This window comes from Agromyces mediolanus (assembly GCF_014648575.1).
GTDB classification, from domain to species: Bacteria; Actinomycetota; Actinomycetes; order Actinomycetales; family Microbacteriaceae; genus Agromyces; species Agromyces mediolanus.
Genome location: NZ_BMRJ01000002.1, coordinates 111350 through 131040, shown reverse-complemented (window position 1 = coordinate 131040; position 19691 = coordinate 111350). Strand labels below are relative to the sequence as shown.

General features: G+C 74.0%; 19 protein-coding genes. 11 read left to right on the top strand and 8 right to left on the bottom strand.

From position 1 onward, the window contains the following. Positions 1 to 52: 52 nt before the first annotated feature. Positions 53 to 1048: an aldo/keto reductase gene (locus tag IEY71_RS10415; RefSeq protein WP_189085279.1), complete on the bottom strand. Its 996-nt coding sequence runs from the start codon at positions 1046 to 1048 to the stop codon at positions 53 to 55. Positions 1049 to 1114: 66 nt separating this feature from the next. Between IEY71_RS10415 and IEY71_RS10410 the strand changes: the two genes are divergently transcribed. The 4 genes from IEY71_RS10410 (at position 1115) to IEY71_RS10395 (ending at position 4948) form a co-directional block, all read left to right on the top strand. Next, positions 1115 to 2167, top strand: a complete 1053-nt coding sequence (locus IEY71_RS10410; RefSeq protein ID WP_189085278.1) for an NYN domain-containing protein — start codon at positions 1115 to 1117, stop codon at positions 2165 to 2167. Between the two features lie 78 nt (positions 2168 to 2245). Beyond that, positions 2246 to 2965 carry a FadR/GntR family transcriptional regulator gene (locus tag IEY71_RS10405; protein ID WP_229781669.1) on the top strand — a complete coding sequence of 240 codons (720 nt, stop codon included), beginning with the start codon at positions 2246 to 2248 and terminating at the stop codon, positions 2963 to 2965. A gap of 9 nt (positions 2966 to 2974) precedes the next feature. After that, entirely contained in the window at positions 2975 to 4357 is a 1383-nt protein-coding gene (locus IEY71_RS10400) for an alpha-hydroxy acid oxidase (RefSeq protein ID WP_189085277.1), read from the top strand. A 117-nt stretch (positions 4358 to 4474) separates the two neighbouring features. Next, the gene (locus tag IEY71_RS10395; RefSeq protein WP_189085276.1) at positions 4475 to 4948 is read left to right on the top strand and encodes a peptidoglycan-binding domain-containing protein; all 474 of its coding nucleotides are present in this window, start codon (positions 4475 to 4477) and stop codon (positions 4946 to 4948) included. A gap of 66 nt (positions 4949 to 5014) precedes the next feature. Here the strand turns inward: IEY71_RS10395 and IEY71_RS10390 are convergent, their stop codons facing one another. Next, on the bottom strand, positions 5015 to 5587 hold the full coding sequence (locus tag IEY71_RS10390; protein ID WP_189085275.1) for a dihydrofolate reductase family protein: 573 nt from the start codon (positions 5585 to 5587) through the stop codon (positions 5015 to 5017). A gap of 72 nt (positions 5588 to 5659) precedes the next feature. On the opposite strand from IEY71_RS10390, the gene IEY71_RS10385 reads away from it, so the two are divergent. Next, positions 5660 to 6232: a TetR/AcrR family transcriptional regulator gene (locus IEY71_RS10385; RefSeq protein WP_189085274.1), complete on the top strand. Its 573-nt coding sequence runs from the start codon at positions 5660 to 5662 to the stop codon at positions 6230 to 6232. A gap of 83 nt (positions 6233 to 6315) precedes the next feature. Here IEY71_RS10385 and IEY71_RS10380 read toward each other — a convergent pair whose 3' ends face one another. Beyond that, positions 6316 to 6954, bottom strand: a complete 639-nt coding sequence (locus IEY71_RS10380; RefSeq protein WP_189085273.1) for a VOC family protein — start codon at positions 6952 to 6954, stop codon at positions 6316 to 6318. Between the two features lie 140 nt (positions 6955 to 7094). On the opposite strand from IEY71_RS10380, the gene IEY71_RS10375 reads away from it, so the two are divergent. Further along, on the top strand, positions 7095 to 8129 hold the full coding sequence (locus IEY71_RS10375; RefSeq protein WP_189085272.1) for an NAD(P)-dependent alcohol dehydrogenase: 1035 nt from the start codon (positions 7095 to 7097) through the stop codon (positions 8127 to 8129). A gap of 78 nt (positions 8130 to 8207) precedes the next feature. On the opposite strand, the gene IEY71_RS10370 is transcribed toward IEY71_RS10375, so the two are convergent. The 4 genes from IEY71_RS10370 to IEY71_RS10355 form a co-directional block, all read right to left on the bottom strand. Next, positions 8208 to 8828, bottom strand: a complete 621-nt coding sequence (locus IEY71_RS10370) for a DUF4190 domain-containing protein (RefSeq protein WP_189085271.1) — start codon at positions 8826 to 8828, stop codon at positions 8208 to 8210. Positions 8829 to 9022: 194 nt separating this feature from the next. Next, positions 9023 to 11305 carry a glycoside hydrolase family 3 C-terminal domain-containing protein gene (locus IEY71_RS10365; RefSeq protein ID WP_189085270.1) on the bottom strand — a complete coding sequence of 761 codons (2283 nt, stop codon included), beginning with the start codon at positions 11303 to 11305 and terminating at the stop codon, positions 9023 to 9025. After that, complete coding sequence (locus IEY71_RS10360; RefSeq protein WP_189085269.1) at positions 11302 to 12054, bottom strand: phosphatase PAP2 family protein; 753 nt, start codon at positions 12052 to 12054, stop codon at positions 11302 to 11304. Before IEY71_RS10360 ends, IEY71_RS10365 begins: the two co-directional genes overlap by 4 nt. Beyond that, a complete protein-coding gene (locus tag IEY71_RS10355) occupies positions 12051 to 13394 on the bottom strand; it encodes an MFS transporter (RefSeq protein WP_189085268.1) in 1344 nt (447 codons plus the stop codon). The genes IEY71_RS10360 and IEY71_RS10355 overlap by 4 nt, the downstream gene beginning before the upstream one ends. Positions 13395 to 13486: 92 nt before the next feature. On the opposite strand from IEY71_RS10355, the gene IEY71_RS10350 reads away from it, so the two are divergent. The 5 genes from IEY71_RS10350 to IEY71_RS10330 all read left to right on the top strand — a co-directional run bounded on the left by IEY71_RS10350 (position 13487) and on the right by IEY71_RS10330 (position 18333). Further along, positions 13487 to 14083 carry a TetR/AcrR family transcriptional regulator gene (locus IEY71_RS10350; protein ID WP_189085267.1) on the top strand — a complete coding sequence of 199 codons (597 nt, stop codon included), beginning with the start codon at positions 13487 to 13489 and terminating at the stop codon, positions 14081 to 14083. Next, positions 14080 to 15291 carry an ROK family transcriptional regulator gene (locus IEY71_RS10345; RefSeq protein WP_189085266.1) on the top strand — a complete coding sequence of 404 codons (1212 nt, stop codon included), beginning with the start codon at positions 14080 to 14082 and terminating at the stop codon, positions 15289 to 15291. Before IEY71_RS10350 ends, IEY71_RS10345 begins: the two co-directional genes overlap by 4 nt. A gap of 131 nt (positions 15292 to 15422) precedes the next feature. Further along, positions 15423 to 16583, top strand: coding sequence for a peptidoglycan-binding domain-containing protein (locus IEY71_RS10340; RefSeq protein ID WP_189085265.1), 1161 nt, complete (start codon positions 15423 to 15425; stop codon positions 16581 to 16583). Beyond that, positions 16580 to 17227, top strand: a complete 648-nt coding sequence (locus tag IEY71_RS10335; RefSeq protein ID WP_189085264.1) for an ABC transporter ATP-binding protein — start codon at positions 16580 to 16582, stop codon at positions 17225 to 17227. Before IEY71_RS10340 ends, IEY71_RS10335 begins: the two co-directional genes overlap by 4 nt. After that, the gene (locus tag IEY71_RS10330) at positions 17224 to 18333 is read left to right on the top strand and encodes an FtsX-like permease family protein (RefSeq protein WP_229781668.1); all 1110 of its coding nucleotides are present in this window, start codon (positions 17224 to 17226) and stop codon (positions 18331 to 18333) included. The genes IEY71_RS10335 and IEY71_RS10330 overlap by 4 nt, the downstream gene beginning before the upstream one ends. Before the next feature lie 34 nt (positions 18334 to 18367). Here IEY71_RS10330 and IEY71_RS10325 read toward each other — a convergent pair whose 3' ends face one another. Next, positions 18368 to 19624 (bottom strand): lipase family protein, encoded by a 1257-nt coding sequence (locus IEY71_RS10325; RefSeq protein ID WP_229781667.1) that lies wholly within the window; start codon positions 19622 to 19624, stop codon positions 18368 to 18370. Positions 19625 to 19691: the final 67 nt, after the last annotated feature.

The following is a 19691-nucleotide window of genomic DNA, read 5'->3' as shown; positions in this document are numbered from 1 at the left end:
CGCGGGCGTGCGGTGTCGCCGAGGCGTGCCCCGTCGACACCGCACGATCGGGCTACGCGGAAGCGGGGGCGGATGCCGCGTCGAGCGCCGCGAGCTCGGCCGGGGTGAGCTCGAGCTCCGCGGAGGCGAGCAGGGCGGGCAGCTGCGCCGTGGTACGGGCGCTCGCGATGGGCGCGGCGACGGTCGGCCGGCTGCGCAGCCAGGCGAGCGACACCGTCGCGACCTCGACCCCGTGCGCGGCGGCGATCTCGTCGAGCGCCGACAGCACGGCCCGCCCCCGGTCGTCGAGGTACTCGGCCGCACCGCCCGCGCGGACGCTCGCCCCCGGGGCCTCGAGGTCGGCGGCGGCGCGGTACTTGCCGGCGAGGAAGCCCTTCGCGAGCGAGAAGTACGGCAGCACGGCCAGCCCCTCCCGCTCGGCGCGCTCGCGCAGGGCGCCCTCGAACTCGCGCTCGACGAGGTTGTAGTGCGGCTGCAGCGCGACGGCGCGGTGGAAGCCGTTCTCGGCGGTCACGCGGAACCACTCGTCGATGCGCTCGGGCGTGTAGTTCGAGATCGCGATGGCCCGCACCTTGCCCGCGTCCACGAGCGCGGAGAGGGCGCCGACGGTCTCCTCGAGCGGCACCGACTCGTCGTCGAAGTGCGCGTAGTAGAGGTCGATGCGGTCGGTGCCGAGTCGGGTCAGCGAGGCATCCGCCGCGGCCCGGATGTTCGCGGCCGAGAGCCCGGCGAACTCGGGGTGCGTGCTGACCTTGCTCGCGATGGCGAGCTCGTCGCGGTCGGAGCGGCCGGCGAGCCAGCGGCCGATGATCGTCTCGCTCTCGCCGCCGGTGTGCCCGGGCACCCAGTGCGAGTACCCGTCGGCGGTGTCGAGGAGGGTGCCGCCGCCCGCGACGAAGGCGTCGAGCACCTCGAAGGAGCCGGCCTCGTCGGCCGTCCAGCCGAAGACGTTGCCGCCGAGGGCGAGCGGGAACGGGCGCACCCCGAGCGTCTCGGCGAGGCGGGCGAGGGCGGGGCTGGTGGCGGCGATGGCACTGGATTCGGTCATGCCTCCGGCCAACGGCGCCCCGCGCGCGGGTATTCCCCGTACAGGCGCGCGGCGTAGGCTCGCGTCATGCCGGCATCCAGCGAACCCCGCGTGGCCCTCTACTTCGACTTCGACAACATCGTGATCTCCAGGTACGACCAGCTGCACGGCGACAGCTCGTACCGTCGCGACACCTCGCGCACGAAGGCGCCCGCGGCGGGCACGAAGACGGCCGAGCGGCTGCGTGCGGCGACCGTCGACGTCGACGCCGTGCTCGACTTCGCGGCGACGTTCGGCACGATCGCGATCGCCCGCGCCTACGCCGACTGGTCGGGGCATGTGAACGCGAGCTACCGCGGCCAGCTCATCGACCGGGCGGTCGATCTGGTGCAGCTGTTCCCGCTCTCCTCGACGAAGAACGGGGCGGACATCCGGCTCGCGGTCGACGCGGTGGAGGACATGTTCCGCCTCGACGACCTCACCCACATCGTGATCGTCGCGGGCGACTCCGACTACGTGGCGCTCGCGCAGAAGGCGAAGCGGCTCGGCCGCTACGTCGTCGGCATCGGCGTCGCGGGCGGCACGAGCCGGGCGCTCACCGCGGCGTGCGACGAGTACGCGGACTACGACGCGCTGCTCGCGACCGACGCCGCGGTCGGCGACGACGAGGACGAGGAGGCAGCGCCGGCGCCGGCTCCCGCAGCCGAGGCCGCGCCGGCCGCGACGAGCGGTTCCGGCTCGCGCCGGCGGCGCGGCGGAGGCAAGCAGCAGGACGCCGCGGCCGAGCCGAGCCCCGAGGAGCAGGCGGATGCCGAGGCCGAGACCCCGCCCGCCGAGCGCCCCTCGGCGCGCACGCTGCAGTTCATGCCGCCGGTCGAGCCGGCGGCGGAGGCATCCGGCAGTCCCCGCAACCCGGGTCGGCTGCTGCTGAAGGCGATCGAGCTGCTGCGCTCGAAGAACGACGAGGAGTGGCAGAGCTCCAGCGCCGTGAAGAACCAGATGATGCGCATGGACCCGACGTTCCAGGAGCGCCGGCTCGGTTTCGCCTCGTTCACGGAGTTCCTGAAGTCGCGGGGCGGCGTCGTCGAGCTGGATGAGTCGGGCCGGGGCCGCGTGCGCATCCGCCCGAAGAAGGGCTGAGCCGACCCGGCCCATCGAGGTGCCGCACCTGTGGTCTGACCACATCTGCTAGCCTGTGGTCTGACCACAGGAGGTTCCGTGAGCGACACCCGCGCCTGGCAGCACGTGCTCGAGCACGTCGAGGCGCGCCTGCTCGCGGGCGAACTCACCCCCGGCGACCGCCTCCCCGGCGAGCGCGCCCTCTCCGCCGAGCTCGGCGTCGGCCGTTCGAGCGTGCGCGAGGCGCTGCGGGTGCTCGAGGCGATGGGCCTCGTCCGCACCGCGTCGGGCTCCGGCCCGAGCGCGGGCGCGGTGATCGTCGCGACCCCCGACGGCGGCATGCGCACCCTCATGCGCCTCCAGGTCGCGGCGCGCGGGCTCCCCGTCGCCGACCTCGTCGACACCCGCCTGCTGCTCGAGGGCGCCGTCGCGGCGCGCCTCGCCGAGGCATCCGCCGGCGAGGCATCCACCGGCCCCGACCTCACCGCGGCCGCGCGCCTGCTCGACGCCATGGACGATCCGACGCTCGCGCCCGAGGAGTTCCTCGCGCTCGACGCCGCGTTCCACCTCGCCCTCGCCGAGGCCGCCGGCAACCAGGTCACCCTCGCGACGATGGCGGGCCTGCGCAGCGGCATCGAGGGGTACGTCGTCGCCGGCATGCAGCGCATCGCCGACTGGCCCGCCATGGCCGAGCGCCTGCGCGCCGAGCACCGCGGCGTCATCCGTTCGATCACCGACGGGGATGCCGCGGCGGCCCGTCGAGGCATCCACGACCACATCGCCGGCTACTACGCCGCGATCTCCGACCCCGCACGATAGGACCACGAAATGGTGCAACGCCAGCTGCCGAACCCGCGCGAGCTCTTCCAGCTCATGAAGTTCAAGACGCCGACGATGAACCCCACCGATCGCCGGCTCGAACGCGCCCTCACGATCTGGGACCTCCGCGACATCGCCCAACGCCGCACCCCGAAGGCGCCCTTCGACTACACCGAGGGCGCCGCCGAGGACGAGCTGTCGCTCGCCCGGGCGCGGCAGGCGTTCCAGGACGTCGAGTTCCACCCCTCGATCCTGCGGAACGTGCCGGTGGTCGACACGAGCCGCGAGGTGCTCGGCGGGCCGAGCGCCCTCCCCTTCGGCATCGCGCCGACGGGCTTCACCCGGCTGATGCAGACCGAGGGCGAGGTCGCCGGCGCCGGAGCCGCGGGCGCCGCGGGCATCCCATTCACCCTGTCGACGCTCGGCACCACCTCGATCGAGGGCGTGAAGGCGGCGAACCCCACCGGGCGCAACTGGTTCCAGCTGTACGTCATGCGCGACCGCGAGATCTCGTACGAGCTCACCCGGCGCGCCGCCGCAGCCGGCTTCGACACGCTCTTCTTCACCGTCGACACCCCGGTCGCCGGGGCGCGGCTCCGCGACAAGCGCAACGGCTTCTCGATCCCGCCGCAGCTCACCCTCGGCACGATCGTGAACGCGATCCCGCGCCCGGCCTGGTGGATCAACTTCCTCACCACCCCGCCGCTCGAGTTCGCCTCGCTGTCGACGACCGGCGGCACGGTCGGCGAACTGCTGGATGCCGCGATGGACCCGACGATCTCCTTCGACGACCTCGAGATCATCCGCGCCATGTGGCCCGGCAAGATCGTCGTGAAGGGCGTGCAGACCCTCGAGGACGCGAAGAAGCTCGCGGGCCTCGGCATCGACGGCATCGTGCTCTCCAACCACGGCGGGCGCCAGCTCGACCGCGCGCCGATCCCGTTCCACCTGCTGCCGGACGTGGCGCGCGAGGTCGGCGGCGACCTCGAGGTGCACGTCGACACCGGCATCATGTCGGGCGCCGACATCGTGGCCTCGATCGCGCTCGGCGCGCGCTTCACGCTGATCGGCCGCGCCTACCTCTACGGCCTGATGGCCGGCGGGCGGCGCGGCGTGGACCAGACGATCGCGATCCTCCGTACGCAGATCGAACGCACCATGAAGCTGCTCGAGGTGTCCACGCTCGACGAGCTCGGCCCGCAGCACGTGACGCAGCTCGCCCGCCTGCAGCCGATCGCCCGCCCGGTGCAGGCCGCGGCCGAGCTCGCCACCGCATCGAAGCCGAAGACGGTCCGCTCGCCGCGGGCCGCGGCGAAGAAGCCGGCACCGGCGACCGCCGCCGGCAAGACGCCCGCCGCGAAGAAGCCCGCCCCCGCTGCGAAGGCGGGCTAGCCGGCGGAGTTCCACGAATTTCCGCCCGAGGGGTAACGTTCTCGGCCCTGCTGGAAACTCCCCAAGTGACGCCGGGGGGCGATCGTCGCACCATCGGGCGTCGATTCGGGAGGAACGATGACGTTCAGCAAGTTCATGACCAGCGCGTCCGCCGAGCCAGGCCGGGCCCGTTGGCCTCGGATCGCGGCGGCGCTCGCCATCGCGTTCGGCCTCGCCGCCGGTTCGGTGGTCGCCGCGGCGCCCGCGCCAGCACAGGCGGCCAACGGCGGGTACTGCTCGAAGCAGGTGATCTACTATCCGTCGGCGGGCACCTACTTCGTCGTGCCGGCGGATTCCAACTTCAACGTGCTGTGCCGTCTCGACAGCGGGGCGAACTCCATCGCGGTCAAGGCGCTGCAGGGCGGCCTGAACAGCTCCTGCGCGGTGAGCGCCGGGCTCGCGGTCGACGGCGTCTTCGGGCCGGCGACGCGCGCCGCCCTGATCCGCGCGCAGCAGAAGTTCGGGGTCACCGCCGACGGGATCTACGGTCCGAACACCGCGCGCGCCTTCAAGTGGAAGACGACGGCCGGCACCTGCCGCTCGATTCCCTGATCCGCGTCGTCTGACGAGACCGATGCCGAGACGGCCCGGCCCGATCGCGGGCCGGGCCGTCCTCGCTCAGCGCGCTCGCACGTACTCGGAGAACACGACGCCGGTGTCGAAGACCTGCGTCGAGACCTCGGTGAAGCCGACGGGCGCGTAGGGGCGCGGCCCGAACAGCGGGATGCCGCCGCCGAACAGCAGCGGATACCGCTTCAGCACCAGGCGGTCGATCTCGTCGGTGAGCTGCGCCGCGAGGGAGCCGCCGCCGCACAGCCAGATGCCCGAGCCATCCTGGGTCTTGAGCTCGCGCACGAGCCCGACCGGGTCGTGCCGCACGGTCTCGACGCCCTCGCCCGTCGCCTCGTGCTCGCGGCTGACCACGAACTGGCGCAGGTGCCGGTAGGGGCTGTCGACGCCGGAGGGCAGCCCGACGGCGTAGGTGTTCCAGCCCATCAGCACGGTGTCGAAGGTGCTGCGGTCCTGCGCGAGGCCGAGCGCCGCGGCCGCGTCGGTGGGGACGGTGTCGGCGAACCGCTCGTTGATGGCGTCCATGTGGGCGCCCTCGACCGGGAAGGCGTCGTACTCGCCGTTCGGCCCGGCGATGAACCCGTCGAGGGTGACGGCGACGTAGTAGCTGAGTTCTCGCATCGTGCTCCATTCACAACATTTGTAGTGATTGAGAGACTACAACAGCTGTCGTGGTTGCGCTAGGGTCGCAGCATGGCGAAGAACGAGGCGCGCCGACGGGCGCTCGCGGATGCCGGACTCGACGTGCTGGCCCGCGAGGGCTCACGCGGGCTCACGCACCGGGCGGTGGACGAGGCGGCGGCCGTGCCGGCCGGCACCACCTCGAACTACTTCCGCAGCCGCGAGGCGCTCATCGCCGGACTCGTCGACCGCATCGGCGAGCGCCTGGCCCCGAGCGAGGCCGACCTCGCGGCGCGCGCCGGGGCCGAGCCGAGCCCCGAGCTCTTCGCCGACTACCTCCGCGACATCGTGCGGCGGCTGACGAGCGAGCGCGAGGTGACGCTCGCGCTGTTCGAGCTGCGCCTCGAATCGACCCGCCGCCCGGAGCTCGCCGCGGTGCTCGGCGCCTGGCAGCGCGCCGGCTTCGAGGCCGACGTGGCCTTCAACACCGGGGCCGGGCTGCCCGGCGGCGCCCGCGAGATCGCCCTGTTCCACTACGCGATCGACGGGCTCCTCCTCGACCGGCTCACGAGCCCGATCGACCCCGGCACCTCCACCGACGAGGTCGTCGATGCCCTCGTCGCGGGCCTGCTCCCCCGCGGCTGAGGCGGCTCCTCCCACCCCGAGTTGCCCGACTTTCATGAAAGTCGGGCAAGTCGGAGTCGGGTGTCTCGGAGATGCGAGCCGGCTCAGCGGGCGGATGCTTCCCACGCGAAGCCGTCCGGGTCCGCGACCGCGCCGAGCGCGCCGGCGATGACCAGCCGGTGCGAGCCCGAGCCCTCGGCGGGCACCCCGGCGTCCTTCGCGAGCGCGCGCCGCTTGTACAGGCCGAGCCCGATCCGGCTGCCGGGGGTCTCGAACTCGACGTAGCTGCCGAAGCTCTTGCCCACAGCGATCCCGTGCTCGGTGTAGAAGCGCTTGCTCGCCGCGACGTCCTCGGCGCCGAGCAGCAGCACGACCCGGTCGAACACGGCAGCCGCCGGGCGGGCGTCCTTCTTCGCCGAGGTCGCGACCTTCCAGATGGTGCCGTCGGGCGCCTGCACCGTGCCGCCGTAGCCCCAGAGGGACTTCGCGAGCGGCTTGACGACGACGGCGCCGGCGTCGAGGGCCGAGCGCACGAGCGCGTCGACGTCGCCGGGCTGGGCGGCGATGAGTGAGAGCGTGAAGCCGCGGAAGCCGCTCGACGCGGCCTCTGCCGGCTGCACCCGGAGGCGGTCGCCGAGGCCGAAGGCCGCGGCGTGGAAGCGTTCGGCGGCGGCGACGTCGTCGGCCTGGATGACGATCGAGTCGATCGCCGGGGCGGTGGTGGGGTTCGTCTTCGTGTTCATGTCGGCCACGCTACGAGCGAGGGGATGCCCCGGGCTTCTCGATTCCTGCTCGCTTGCTCGACTGGCGTTCAGCATCGGGGAGCAGACTGGCGGTGAGCCCGCAGCTGGGCGGGCCGAATCGAGTCGAGGAGTCCGTGCACATGAGAGCGCTGCAGTACCGCACGATCGGGGCCGCCCCCGAGATCGTCGAGATCGAGACGCCGGAGCCGGGTCCGGGCGAGGTGCGGATCCGGGTCACGGCCGCCGGCGCCTGCCACTCGGACAGCTTCATCATGGGGCTGAACGAGGAGCAGTACATCTACGGCCTCCCGCTCACCCTCGGCCACGAGGGCGCGGGCATCGTCGACAAGCTCGGCGAGGGCGTCACCGGCGTCGAGGTGGGCGAGGCCGTCGCCGTCTACGGCCCGCAGGGCTGCGGCCGCTGCGTGCAGTGCGCGCAGGGCAAGGAGAACTACTGCGAGCGCGCCGCGGAGCTCGGCATCCGGCCGCCCGGTCTCGGTGCGCCCGGCGCGATGGCCGAGTACCTCGTGGTGCCGGACGCGCGCTTCCTGCTGCCGCTCGGCGATCTCGACCCCGTCGAGCACGTCGCGCTGACCGACGCGGGCCTCACCCCGTACCACGCGATCAAGATGTCGCTGCCGAAGCTCGTGCCCGGCACGACCGCCGTCGTGATCGGCGCGGGCGGCCTCGGGCACGTCGCGATCCAGCTGCTCCGCGCGCTCTCGCCCGCGACGGTGGTGGCGCTCGACGTGAGCCAGGACAAGCTGCGGCTCGCGACCGAGGTCGGCGCGCACCACGTGTTCCCCTCGGACGCCGAGGCCGCCGAGCGCGTGAAGGAGCTCACCGGCGGCAGGGGCGCGGCGGCCGTCTTCGACTTCGTCGCGATCCAGCCGACCATCGACGCGGGCCACGCGATGCTCGCCGTCGAGGGCGACCAGGTGCTCGTCGGCGTCGGCGCGGGCGCGGTGCCCGCCGGGCTCCTCGCCGCCCCCTACGACTCGACCGTGCGGGCGCCCTACTGGGGCTCGCGGGCCGAGCTGTTCGAGGTCTTCGAGCTCGCACGGGCCGGGCTCGTGAAGATCGAGACGGAGCGCTTCTCGCTCGACGAGGCGCCGGAGGCGTACCGCCGGCTGCACGAGGGCACGCTCAGGGGTCGCGCGGTCGTCGTGCCCTGAGCCGGGCTCGCGCCGGAACGACGGATGCCCCGGGGCCGATGGGCCCCGGGGCATCCGCGTGCGAGCGCTGCTGCGCGATCAGTTGCAGGTGATGACGGTGCCGTCGTCGAGCTGCCACACGCCCGAGCCGAGTTCGGCGCAGGCGGCGCCGAGGCTGCCCGCGGCCGCGACGGCGATGATGATGGCGATGATCGACACGATGATGCCGAGCGCCAGCAGGATCGAGCCGACGATGATGCCGGCCTTCGCCGGGCCGTTCTTGTGGCCCGCCTTCTTCGACTGCGAGTTCGCCACGATGCTCAGGATGAGGCCGATGAGCGGCATGAAGATCGCGAGGATCAGGCCCGCGATGCCGAGGCCCTTGCCCGGGAAGGTGTCGCCGGCCGGAGCGGGCGCGTAGGCCGGCTGTCCCGGGGCGGCGCCGTAGCCGGGCTGCCCCTGCGGGGCGCCGTAGGCCGGCGGCGCGGGCGGTGCCGCGTAGGCCGGAGCGGCGGGCTCTGCGGCCGGGGCGGCGGGCGCCTCGTAGGCCGGAGCGGCAGGAGCCGCGGGCTCCGCCGGGGCCTCGTACGCCGGAGCGGCGGGAGCCGCGGGCTCAGCCGGAGCCGCGGCCGGCTCGGCGGGCGCGGCGACGGGCTCGGCCGGGACGGCGGGCTCGCTCGGCTGCTGCGGCTCGCCCTGCGGGGCGTTGGGGTCGGTCATGATGGGCTCCTCCGAGTCGCGGACATGGTCCGGGGAGTGTCGCCCCCCGACGCGCCGATCGTAGCGCCACCCGGTGACGGCGGGCCAGTCTCCGCGCCGGAATCGAGCGGTGCGGCCGGCGCACGGCGGATGCCTCGGGCGACTCGCGCCCGAGGCATCCGCCAGCCGTGCGACCGGCTCGCCGCCCCCGCGGCTCAGCGGCCCGCGTTGGCCGCCTGCAGGAGCTGCTCGATCTGCTCCCGCGTCACCGGGATGCCGGGGAAGCCGACGAGCCGGCCGATCGGGAACGAGGCCATCATCTTCGCCATGCCCTCGTCGTCGGCCATCGCCGCCATCGCCGGGTCCCCGCCGAAGAGGCCGCCGAGCGCCTGCGCGACGATCGGACCGGCGACCGGGTTGCCCATCAGGTCGCCGATCGAGGACTCCATCGTCAGCGGCAGCCGCACGGCGTCGCCCTCGACGGCGACCCCGGCCGCGGCCCGGAGGTCGCGGCTCGAGGCCCCGACGGCGACGAGGTACTCGCCGCCCTCGACGACCCAGCGGTCCACGCGGACATCCCAGTAGGCGAGGTCCTCGCGGCGCACCGCGAGCTCGACCACCCGGGACTCCCCGGCGGCGAGCTCGACCGAGGCGAAGGCCTTCAGCTCGCGCGGCGCCCGCTGCACGGCCGATCCGGTGAGCCCCGTGTAGAGCTGCACGACCTCGCGGCCGTCGCGCTCGCCGGTGTTCGTCACCGTGACGCGGGCGGCGATGCCGTTCGCATCGGCCGACACCTTGAGCGCCGAGTAGGCGAAGGAGGTGTAGGAGAGGCCGTGCCCGAAGGGGAAGTGCACGGCCGCGTCGCGCGCGTCGTACCAGCGGTAGCCGACGAACAGGCCCTCGCCGTAGCGGACGTGCCCGAACTCGCCCGGGAAGTCGAGGTACGCCGGGGTGTCCGCGAGCCGCAGCGGGATCGTCTCCGTCAGCCGTCCCGAGGGGTTCACCACGCCGTAGAGCACGTCGGCGACGCCGCCGCCGCCCGCCTGCCCGCCGAGCCAGCCCTCGACGACGGCCGGGACCTCTTCGGCGAAGGGCAGCTCGACGACGCCGCCGTTCGCGAGCACGACGACGACGTTCGGGTTCGCGCCGCGCACGGCCGCGAGCAGCTCGAGCTGCGCCTCGGGGAGGCTCAGGTGATCGCGGTCGAAGCCCTCCGACTCGGCGGCGGCCGGCAGGCCGAGGAAGGCCAGCACGACGTCGGCGCCCTCGGCCGCGGCGACGGCCTCGGCGATGAGCGCGGGGTCGGCGACGGCCTTCGTGTCGAGCGTGAAGCCCGGGGCGAAGGCCGGAGCCGCGCCGGCGAGCCGGCCGATCTCCTCGAGGGCGGTGTCGAGCCTCGTCGGGTTGATCAGCGAGGAGCCGGCGCCCTGGTAACGCGGGGTGCGGGCGAACTCGCCGACGACGGCGACGCGCACCCCGGCCTCGAGCGGCAGCACGCCGTCGTTCTTCAGCAGCACGACGCCGCGCGCCGCGGCCTCGCGGGCGAGGGCGTGGTGGGCGTCGACGTCGTACGAGGCATCCGCGTCGGCCCCCGCGGCCGCCTGCTGCGCGAGCCGCACGGCCCGCTCGGCGGCGAGGTCGAGCGCGGACTCGGCCAGCCGGCCGGCCCGCACGGCCTCGACGAGCTGCGCGTCGGTGCGGCCGTCCGAGGACGGCATCTCCAGGTCGAGGCCGGCGGGCAGGCCGGCGACCCGGTCGTTCACGGCGCCCCAGTCGCTGACGACGAGCCCCTCGAAGCCCCACTCCTCGCGCAGCACCTTCGTGAGCAGCCACGGGTCCTCGCTCGCGAACACGCCGTTGATGCGGTTGTAGGAGCACATCACGGTCCACGGCTGGGCGTCCTCGACCACCCGCTGGAAGCCGCGCAGGTAGATCTCGCGCAGCGGACGCGGGTCGACGTCGCTCGACGCGCGCATGCGGTCGAACTCCTGGTTGTTCGCGGCGAAGTGCTTCAGCGAGGCGCCGACGCCCTGCGACTGCAGGCCGCGCACGAGCGCCGCGCCGAGCACGCCCGAGACGATCGGGTCCTCGGAGAGGTACTCGAAGTTGCGCCCGCAGAGCGGCGAGCGCTTGATGTTGATGCCGGGGCCGAGCAGCACGCCGACCCCTTCGGCGCGGGCCTCCTCGCCGAGTGCGCGGCCGACGCGTTCGGCGAGCTCGGGGTCCCAGGCGGAGCCGAGCGCGACGGCCGGAGGGAAGCAGGTGGCCGGCACGCTGTCGGCGAGGCCGAGGTGGTCGCTCGAGCCGCGCTGCAGGCGCACGCCGTGCGGGCCGTCGGTGAGCACGATGGAGGGGATGCCGGCACGCTCGACCGCTTTCGTGCTCCAGAAGCTCGCGCCGCTCGTGAGCGACGCCTTCTCCTCGAGCGTGAGTTCCGCCACGAGCTCCGCCGCGTCGCGCGCGGTGAACTCGGCGGCCTGGTCGATGGTGTCGGTCATACCGATGCTCCTTCGTAGGGCGACGCCGGCCGGGCGTCGAGCGGTGCCGGGGTCGTCCGGCGGAAGAGGGGCTTGCCGTAGTCGCGCTGCAGCAGCGTCGCGAAGGCCCACCAGAGCACGAGCGTCGCGGAGGCGCCGCCGATGACGCCGACGACGGCGTCCGAGAACCAGTGCGCGTTGATGAGCGTGCGCTGCCACACCATGCCGACGGCGATCAGGCCGCCGACGAGCCACCACCAGCGCCGCTTCGCGACGGGCAGCAGCGCGGCGACGCCCACGAGCAGGATGCCGGCGCTCACGGAGTGCCCGGACGGGAACGAGCCGTGGTCGACCTGGAACAGCGGCCCGAAGAGGTTCGCCGCGACATCGTCGGCCGGGCGGGGACGGTCGACGAGGTTCTTCACCAGCTGGGAGACGAGGAGGGTGCCGCCGAACTCCGCCGCGAGGAAGAACAGGGCCGAGCGCCAGCGCCGCACGACGAAGAGCCAGATCGGGATGAGCAGGATCGTGAGCACCGCGCCGGGCAGCTCGCCCAGGTACTGGAAGAACATCGGCAGCGCCCACGTCTCGCCCCCGGTGCCGGGCGCGAGGCCGACGAACGCCCGCCAGGCGTCGTCGAAGGGCTGCGTGAAGGGGCGCTCGACGTTCGCGGCCACCGCGAAGGCGAAGGCGACGAACACGGCCAGGCCGGCGAGCCCGACGACGAGGAGCACGCGCGGGCGGCGGGGCCGCGAGGCATCCGCCGTCATCGCACGGCCTTGATCGGCCAGACGGCGAAGGCGCCGAGCACGGAGAGGACGATCGCGACCGGGAACAGGCCTGCGAAGCCGAAGGCGAGCACGATCGCGCCGGCGACGCCGGGGGCGAGCGTCTGCGGCAGCGTCGCGGCGATGTTGACGACGCCGAGGTCCTTCGCGAAGGACTTCGCCGAGGGCAGCACCTCGCTCATGAGCGCGGTGTCGACAGCCTGGAACATGCCGAAGCCGAGGCCCGAGATGAAGGTCATGATCATCCACGCGGTGACGTCGGGCCAGACCCACGGCAGCAGGAAGGCGAGTCCGGTCACGACCGAGGAGGCGAAGACGAAGATCTTGCGGCGGCCGAGCTTGTCGGAGAGCGGCCCCGAGACGATCGTGGCGATGAGGATGCCGGCGAGGCTGATCAGGCCGAGCACCGGGATGACGTCCTGCGGGCGCTCGACGCCGAAGTAGTCGGTGAGCAGGTAGAGCTGGTAGCCGGTGACGGCGAAGTAGCCCGTGTAGAGCAGCAGCCGCCCGGTGAAGGCCCAGAAGAAGTCGGGGTGCTTGATGGGGTTCACCCAGAAGGTGCGCAGGAAGTCGCCGAGCTTGAACGGCTCGACCGGCAGCTCCTTCGAGGAGTAGTCGGGGTTGAACACGATGAAGAGCGTGAGCACGACGATCGCGATCGCGGCGAAGGTGAAGTAGCCGGCCGTGATGCTGTCGAAGAAGAGCGAGCCGACGATCTGGCCGCCGAGGGCGCCGACCATGAGCCCGATGCCGGAGAGCGCCGCGAAGGTGCCGCGGCGCTTCAGGGGCACCCGGTCGGGCATGACCGCGCTGAGCGGGCCCTGCGCGAAGTTGTAGGTGATCTGCACGAGGGTCCAGGCGATGACGACGCCGATGAGGGAGTCGGCGAAGGCGAGGCCGACGAGCGACAGGCCTCCGGCGAGGGCGCCGAGGAACATCCACGGGGCGCGGCGGCCGAAGCGCGAGCGGGTGCGGTCGGAGATCTGCCCGGCGATGGGCTGCGCGATCATCGCGCAGAACGCGCCGATGGTCGCGACGATGGCGAGGTTCGCGACCTTGTCGGCCTCGCCGAACGCGAGCTCGACCTGACGCGGGAGCAGGATGCCGGGGACGGCGCCCCAGATCAGGAAGATGCCGAGGTTCGCGGGGATGATCCAGCCGAGCAGGCGCCCGACGCCCTTGATCGGCGCGGGCGGGTCCTCGTTTCCGGCCGCGTCCTCGACGAAGGCGGCGGTGGCTTCGAGCGACTCGGGGGTGTCGGACGGCTGGGGGGCGTCGGGTCGGGATTCGGCAGCGGGCTGCGGGGCGGACGACATCGTCATCGGGGGCAAGTCCTTCCGGGAGGCCTCATCGTCGAGGCGGTGCGAAAACCATACGGCACTCGGTTTTGGTCCGCAAGCACTACCATGCAGCTATGGCACGCAGGGGTTCGTACGCGAAGGGCATCGCCAAGCGGGAGGAGATCCTCACCGCAGCACTCGAGGTCATCGCCCGCAACGGCTACGGTCGCGCCTCGGTGCGCGAGCTCGCCGACGCCGTGGGCCTCAGCCAGGCCGGCCTGCTGCACTACTTCGCCTCGAAGGAGGAGCTCTTCGCCGAGATCCTCCGCAAGCGCGACGAGGTCGACCGCGAGACCCTCGACGCCGCGCACGCCGACGACGAGCTCAGCATGATGGACGGCTTCGTCGAGGTCATGCGGCACAACGCCGACGTCCCCGGCCTCGTGCAGCTCTACGCCCGCCTCTCGGCCGAGGCCACCGAAGCCGACCACGCCGCGCGCCCCTTCTTCACCGAGCGCTTCCGGCTGTTCCGCGAGCTCTCGGTCGAGAGCATCCGCGAGGGCCAGCAGGACGGCAGCGTCCGCGCCGACCTGGACGCCGAGCGCATCGCGAGCCTCCTGCTCGCCGCCGCCGACGGGCTCCAGACCCAATGGTTGATGGACCCCTCGATCGACATGGCCGAGCACATCGAGTACCTCCTGACCCTGCTGAAGCCACCGGCGGCCGCGTGACCGGATCGCTCGCGAGCGCCGACGTCGGCCGGCACAACCTGGCGCTCGTCGCCGGACGCCTCGCCGCCCTCGGCAGTGCGAGCCGCAGCGAGCTGGCCCAGGCCACCGGGCTCGCCCGGGGGTCGGTGACGGCGCTCGTCCGCCGGCTCGAGCGCGACGGCCTGGTGCGGGAGACGGCGTCGATCGCGCCGAGCGGGAAGGGGCGGCCGCGGACGCTGCTCAAGCTCAGCGGCGACCACCTCGCGGTCCTCACGGTGCTGGTCGACGCCGACCGCGCGACCGCCGTCGCCTCGACGCTCGGCGGCGAACGGCTCGCACGCGCCGAACGCCGGCACGGCCGCCCGATGGGCGACCCTGGGCGCGTGGCCGACGTCGCGGCCGAGCTCGCCGACGGGCTGCTCGCGGAGCTCGGGCGCGAGGGGCGTCGCGTCGCCGAGGCCTCCGTCGTCGTCTGGGCGCCCGTCGGCGGCGAGCCGACCGTCGTGCTCGCCGACACCGACCTCGACTGGGGTCGGGTCGACCTCCTCGCCCTGCTGCGGGAGCGCTCGCCGTCGCTCGAGGCGCTCGGTCGGGCGGGCCGACTGCAGCTGCTCGCCGACACCGCGGTCGCCGCGGTCGCCGAGCACCTCGACACCGGACGGCCCGCCGAGCTCGTCTACCTGAAGAGCGACTCCGGCATCGGCGGGGCGATCGTCGTCGACGGCGTCCCGCTCGACGGCAGCCACGGCCTCGCGGGCGCGCTCGGCCACCTGCCCGTCGTCCCCGACGGCGTGCGCTGCGGCTGCGGACAGCGCGGATGCCTCGTCACCGTCGCCGGTCCCGACGTCCTGCTCGCCGCAGCCGGGCTCGCCGGACTCGCCCGGGAGGCCGGGCTCACGGTCGCGCTCGACGCCTTCGTCGCGGGCATCCGCGCCGGCGAACCGCGCGCCCTGGCCGCCTGGCGCACGGGCCGCGCCGAACTGGCGCGGGCGCTGCAGATCCTGATCATGGCGGTCGACCCTGCGGCGATCGTGCTGGGCGGCTACCTCGCCGGGCTCGCCGACGAGCTCGCCGAGGAGCTCGCCGCCATCCAGCCGGGCATCGACGGCGTGCACCTCACGCCGCCGCCGGTGCTCGGCAGCCGCCTCGGCGGCGACGCGGCGCTGCTCGGCGCCGAGCGCACGGCCGCCGCCAGGGCCCTCGCGGACCCGGCCGCGCTCGCCCCCTGACACGGGGACGGGATGCCTCGACCGAGGTGCGTCGAACGCGACCGAGGTCGAAACGCTCTGGACTTCGCTGGATCGGTGTCGGTGGCGTCGCGTACGCTCGTGCCATCGGGATACCAAGGAGGTCGGTGCGAGTGCGACACCAGACGGCGGCAGACGAGCCGGCACGCGCGCGGGCGCCGCGCATCATCGCGGCGATCGCGCTGCTCGCGCTGGGCGCGGGAACGGGGTGGGCGTCGACCGCGGTCTTCGCCCCGCCCGACGAGGTGGCCGCGGCGCCCTACAGCTACGTCGAGGTCGTCGCGGGCGAAGTCGGCTCCTCGGTGCGGCTCACCACGGTGGCGTCCTGGCGGCGAGTGCCGGCCGGCACCAATCGGGCGGCGGGCACGGTGACCTCGGTGCCGCTCGCCGCCGGCGACGAGGTCCGCGCCGGCTCGGTGCTGTACTCCGTCGAGCTGCGACCGGTCGTGGCGGCCGTCGGCGAGGTCCCGGCGTTCCGCCAGCTCGGGCGCGATGCCGAGGGGCCCGACGTCCGCCAGCTGCAGCAGCTGCTCACCGAGCTGGGCCACTACGACGGACTCGTCGACGGCGGCTTCGGCGCCCGCACCGAGGCCGCGGTGCGGGCCTGGCAGCGTTCGCTCGAGCTGCCCGACGACGGCGTCGTGCGGCCCGGCGACCTCCTCTTCCTCCCGGCGCTCCCGGTGCGGGTCACCCTCGACGACGAGCTCGTCCGGCCGGGGGCGAACCTGTCGGGCGGCGAGCGGCTCGTCTCGGTCCTGCCGCCGGAGCCGGAGTTCTCCGTCCCGGTGAGCGCGGCCCAGGCCGCGATCATGCCGCTCGGCACCCCGGTCGAGATAACGGCGCCAGACGGGGCGGTCTGGCCCGCGGCGGTCGTCGCGCACGAACCGTCCGACGAGGCCGACGACCAGGTGCGACTGCGGCTCGGCGCCGCAGACGGAGCGCCGATCTGCGCGGCGGCCTGCAGCACGATCCCGGTGCTCGGCGACGCCCGGCTGCCCTCCAGCATCGTCACGCAGGCCGCGACGAGCGGGCTCGTGGTGCCCGCGGCGGCCCTGCGCTCCTCCGCCGACGGCACGGTCGCCGTCGTCGACCGCGAGGGTCGCGGCCATCCGGTCACGGTGCTCGCCTCGGCGCGCGGCATGGCGGTCGTCGACGGGGTGCGGGAGGGGCTGCGCGTGCGCGTGCCGGCCGACGGGCCCGACGCGGGCGCCGGCGGCGGCACCGGTTCGGATGGCGAGGGCGACGGCCGGGCCCGCCCGGCGGCGCAGCGATGACGCGGCCGGCGCTCCTCCGGGCCGAGTCGCTGTCGTTCCGCTACGAGCGCGCCACCCCGCTGCTCGAGGGCTGGTCCGCCCGCTTCGAGGCCGGCGAGGTCGTCGCGGTCACCGGACCGTCCGGGCGCGGCAAGTCGACCCTGCTCTACCTGCTGGGCCTCATGCTCCGGCCGCGCTCGGGCGAGGTGCTGCTCGACGGCGCGCCGATGCAGGGGCGGTCCGATCGCGAGCGCGCCGCCCGCCGGGCCTCGACCTTCGGCTTCGTCTTCCAGGATGCGGCGCTCGACGCCACCCGCACGGTGCTCGACAACGTGCTCGAGACGGCGCTCTACCGCGGCGACGATCGACGCGAGTCCGAGCCCCGGGCGCACGCGCTGCTGGAGCGCTTCGGCGTCGCCCTCCGAGCCGAGGCGAGACCCGGTCAGGTGTCCGGCGGGCAGGCGCAACGCATCGCCCTGTGCCGCGCACTGCTCGGCGATCCGCGCATCCTGCTCGCCGACGAGCCGACCGGCAACCTCGACCCCGCCTCCACCGAGGTCGTGCTCACGGCGCTGCACGAGCAAGCGCGGCACGGCGCGGCGGTCATCGTCGTCACCCACGATCCGGCGCTCGTCGCCCGCTGCGATCGCGAGCTGACGCTGTGAACGGCGTGCGCGGCCTCCTCGCCGTCGCCAGGGAGGCGCTCGCCTCGGCGCTCTCGCAGCCGGTCGGCTCCGCGATCGCGCTCGTGGTGGTCGCGGGCATGTGCGCGGCGGTGCTCCTCACCTCGGGGCGAACCGTCGCGGCCGAGCAGCAGGTCGTCGCCTCGATCGACTCGGCCGGCACCCGCGCGATCGTGGTGCGGGCCGAGGCCGACGCCGGGCTCGACACCTCGGTGCTCGACCGGCTCGCCGACGTCGAGGGCATCCAGTGGGTCGGCGCGTTCAGCCTCGCCGAAGACGCGCGGAACGCCGCGTTCACCGGCGGCACCCCGGTCCCGCTGCGCCGGGCGTGGAGCGAGGACTGGCGGCACCTCGGTCTGCCGGGCGGAGGGCCGGGCGACGGCGCCGTCGCCTTCGCCTCCGCGACCGCACTCGACCGGCTCGGCATCGACGGCGCCGTGGGCGAGGTGGCGCTCGACGACGGCAGCGGCTACGCCGTCGGCGGCCGGGTCGAGACGCCCGAGCACCTCGCCTTCCTCGAACCCCTCGTCGTCGCCCCGCAGCCGCGCACCGGGCAGCCGGTCGCCGTCGGCGCACTCGTCGTCATCGCCGCACGCCCCGAGCTCGTCGCCCCGCTCACCGACGTCGTGCGCTCCGTGCTCGATGTGAGCGACCCGAGCCGGGTGGAACTGCGCACCAGCGAAGCGCTCGCCACGCTCCGGGGGCTCGTCGAGGGCCAGCTCGGCGCGTTCGGCCGCACGCTCACCCTCGGCATCCTCGGGGTGAGCGCCCTCCTCGTGGGCGTGCTGCAGTTCGGCATGGTCACGCTCCGGCGCAAGGACTTCGGCCGCCGCCGGGCGCTCGGCGCGTCGCAGCGGCTCATCGTCGCCCTGGTCACGATCCAGACGGCGATCGTCGCCGCAGCGGGGGCCGCAGCGGGCTCGGCGCTCGCGGTCGGCATCCTCGCCGCCACCGGCGATCCGCTGCCCGGAGCTCGCTACGTCGTCGGCGTCGGCACGCTCGCGGTACTCGTCGCGACGCTGGCCGCGGTGTTCCCGGCCCTCTCGGCCGCGCGCCGCGAGCCGATCACCGAGCTGCGCGTGCCGTAGCGCTCGGCACGTCGCGGCGGGCGGCTGGGCTCGCTCAGCCTGCGCCGGCGCGTGGCTCGATCCGGTCGACCCGATCGAGCCACGCGTCGAGTGCCGGCAGGGCCAAGTACGCGATCGTCGAGTGCGTCGCCCCCGGCACCGTCGTCTCGGTGACGTCGATGCCGAGCGCACGCTCGCGGGCGACGAAGCCCGCCGTGTCTGCGGGCAGCACGAGCGCGTCGTCGGCCCCCTGCGCGATGAAGAGCGGCGCGGCGATCGCCGCCCTCCCCACCGAGTTCTCCACCAGCAACTGCGCCCATGGTTCGGTCGCCGTCGGGTCGTGGGCGAAGAAGTCGCCGATGAGCGGAGCGCCGAGCTCGTGCAGCCGGTCGAGGTTCGACAGCAGGCAGAGCCGGTTCATCTCGGGCAGCCGCGCGATCGCGGCCGGGGTGAGCACGTCGTCGAGCGCCGCGCCGGGCACCGTGGGCCCGTAGACCGAGGCGTAGGCCGGGAACGCGTACGAGCCGATCGTCACCCCCGACACGTCGTCGAGGTGCGAGCCCATGAGCGCCGTCAGATCGGCGGCGGGCGCCGCGGCGGCGACCGCGGCGATCTCGAGCTCCGGAGCGTACGCGGCCGCCTGCTCCGCGGCGAAGAGCACGGCCTGACCGCCCTGCGAGTGCCCCCACAGCACCACGCGGTCCCCGGCGCCCGCAGCCTCGATGCCCCGCGCCGCCCGCACGCCGTCGAGCACCGAATGCGCGGCCGTCACGCCGACGAGGTAGGAGTCCGGGCCCGCGGTGCCCATGCCCGCGTAGTCGGTGGCGACGACGGTGTAACCGCGGTCGAGCATGAGCCGCAGCCCCTCGATGCCGAGGAACGGGTCGTCGGCCCGCGAGGGTGCGCAGTCGGGCGCGGTCCCCGTGGTGGGATGCCCCCACGCGAGCACCGTGCGTGCGCCGGCCGCCGGCCTGAGCGGCGTGACCACGATGCCGGTCACGGCGACCGGCGCGCCGTCGAGGTCGGTGGAGCGGTACATGATCCGCCAGCCGCGGCTCGCGAGCGGAACCCCGGCGAGCGGCTCGCTGCGGATGATCGACCCCGGGTCGCCGGCGAGCTCGGCGGCCGTGGGAGCGGCGTAGAACGCGTCGAGGCCCGGCCGCTCCGCGGCGTCGCCCACCGCGCGCAGCGCCTCCGCGGCGATCAGCGTGGCCGCGATGCCGAGCACGTAAGCCGCCACGAGTCGACGGCCGCGGCGCGGACGATGCGCCCGCTCCCCTGCCTCTCGTCCCGCCGCCGTTTCCTCGCTCACGCCGAGATCCTCGCAGATCATGGCCGCGCCGCCATATAGTTCGAGGCTTGAATTTTTAGGATGGCCG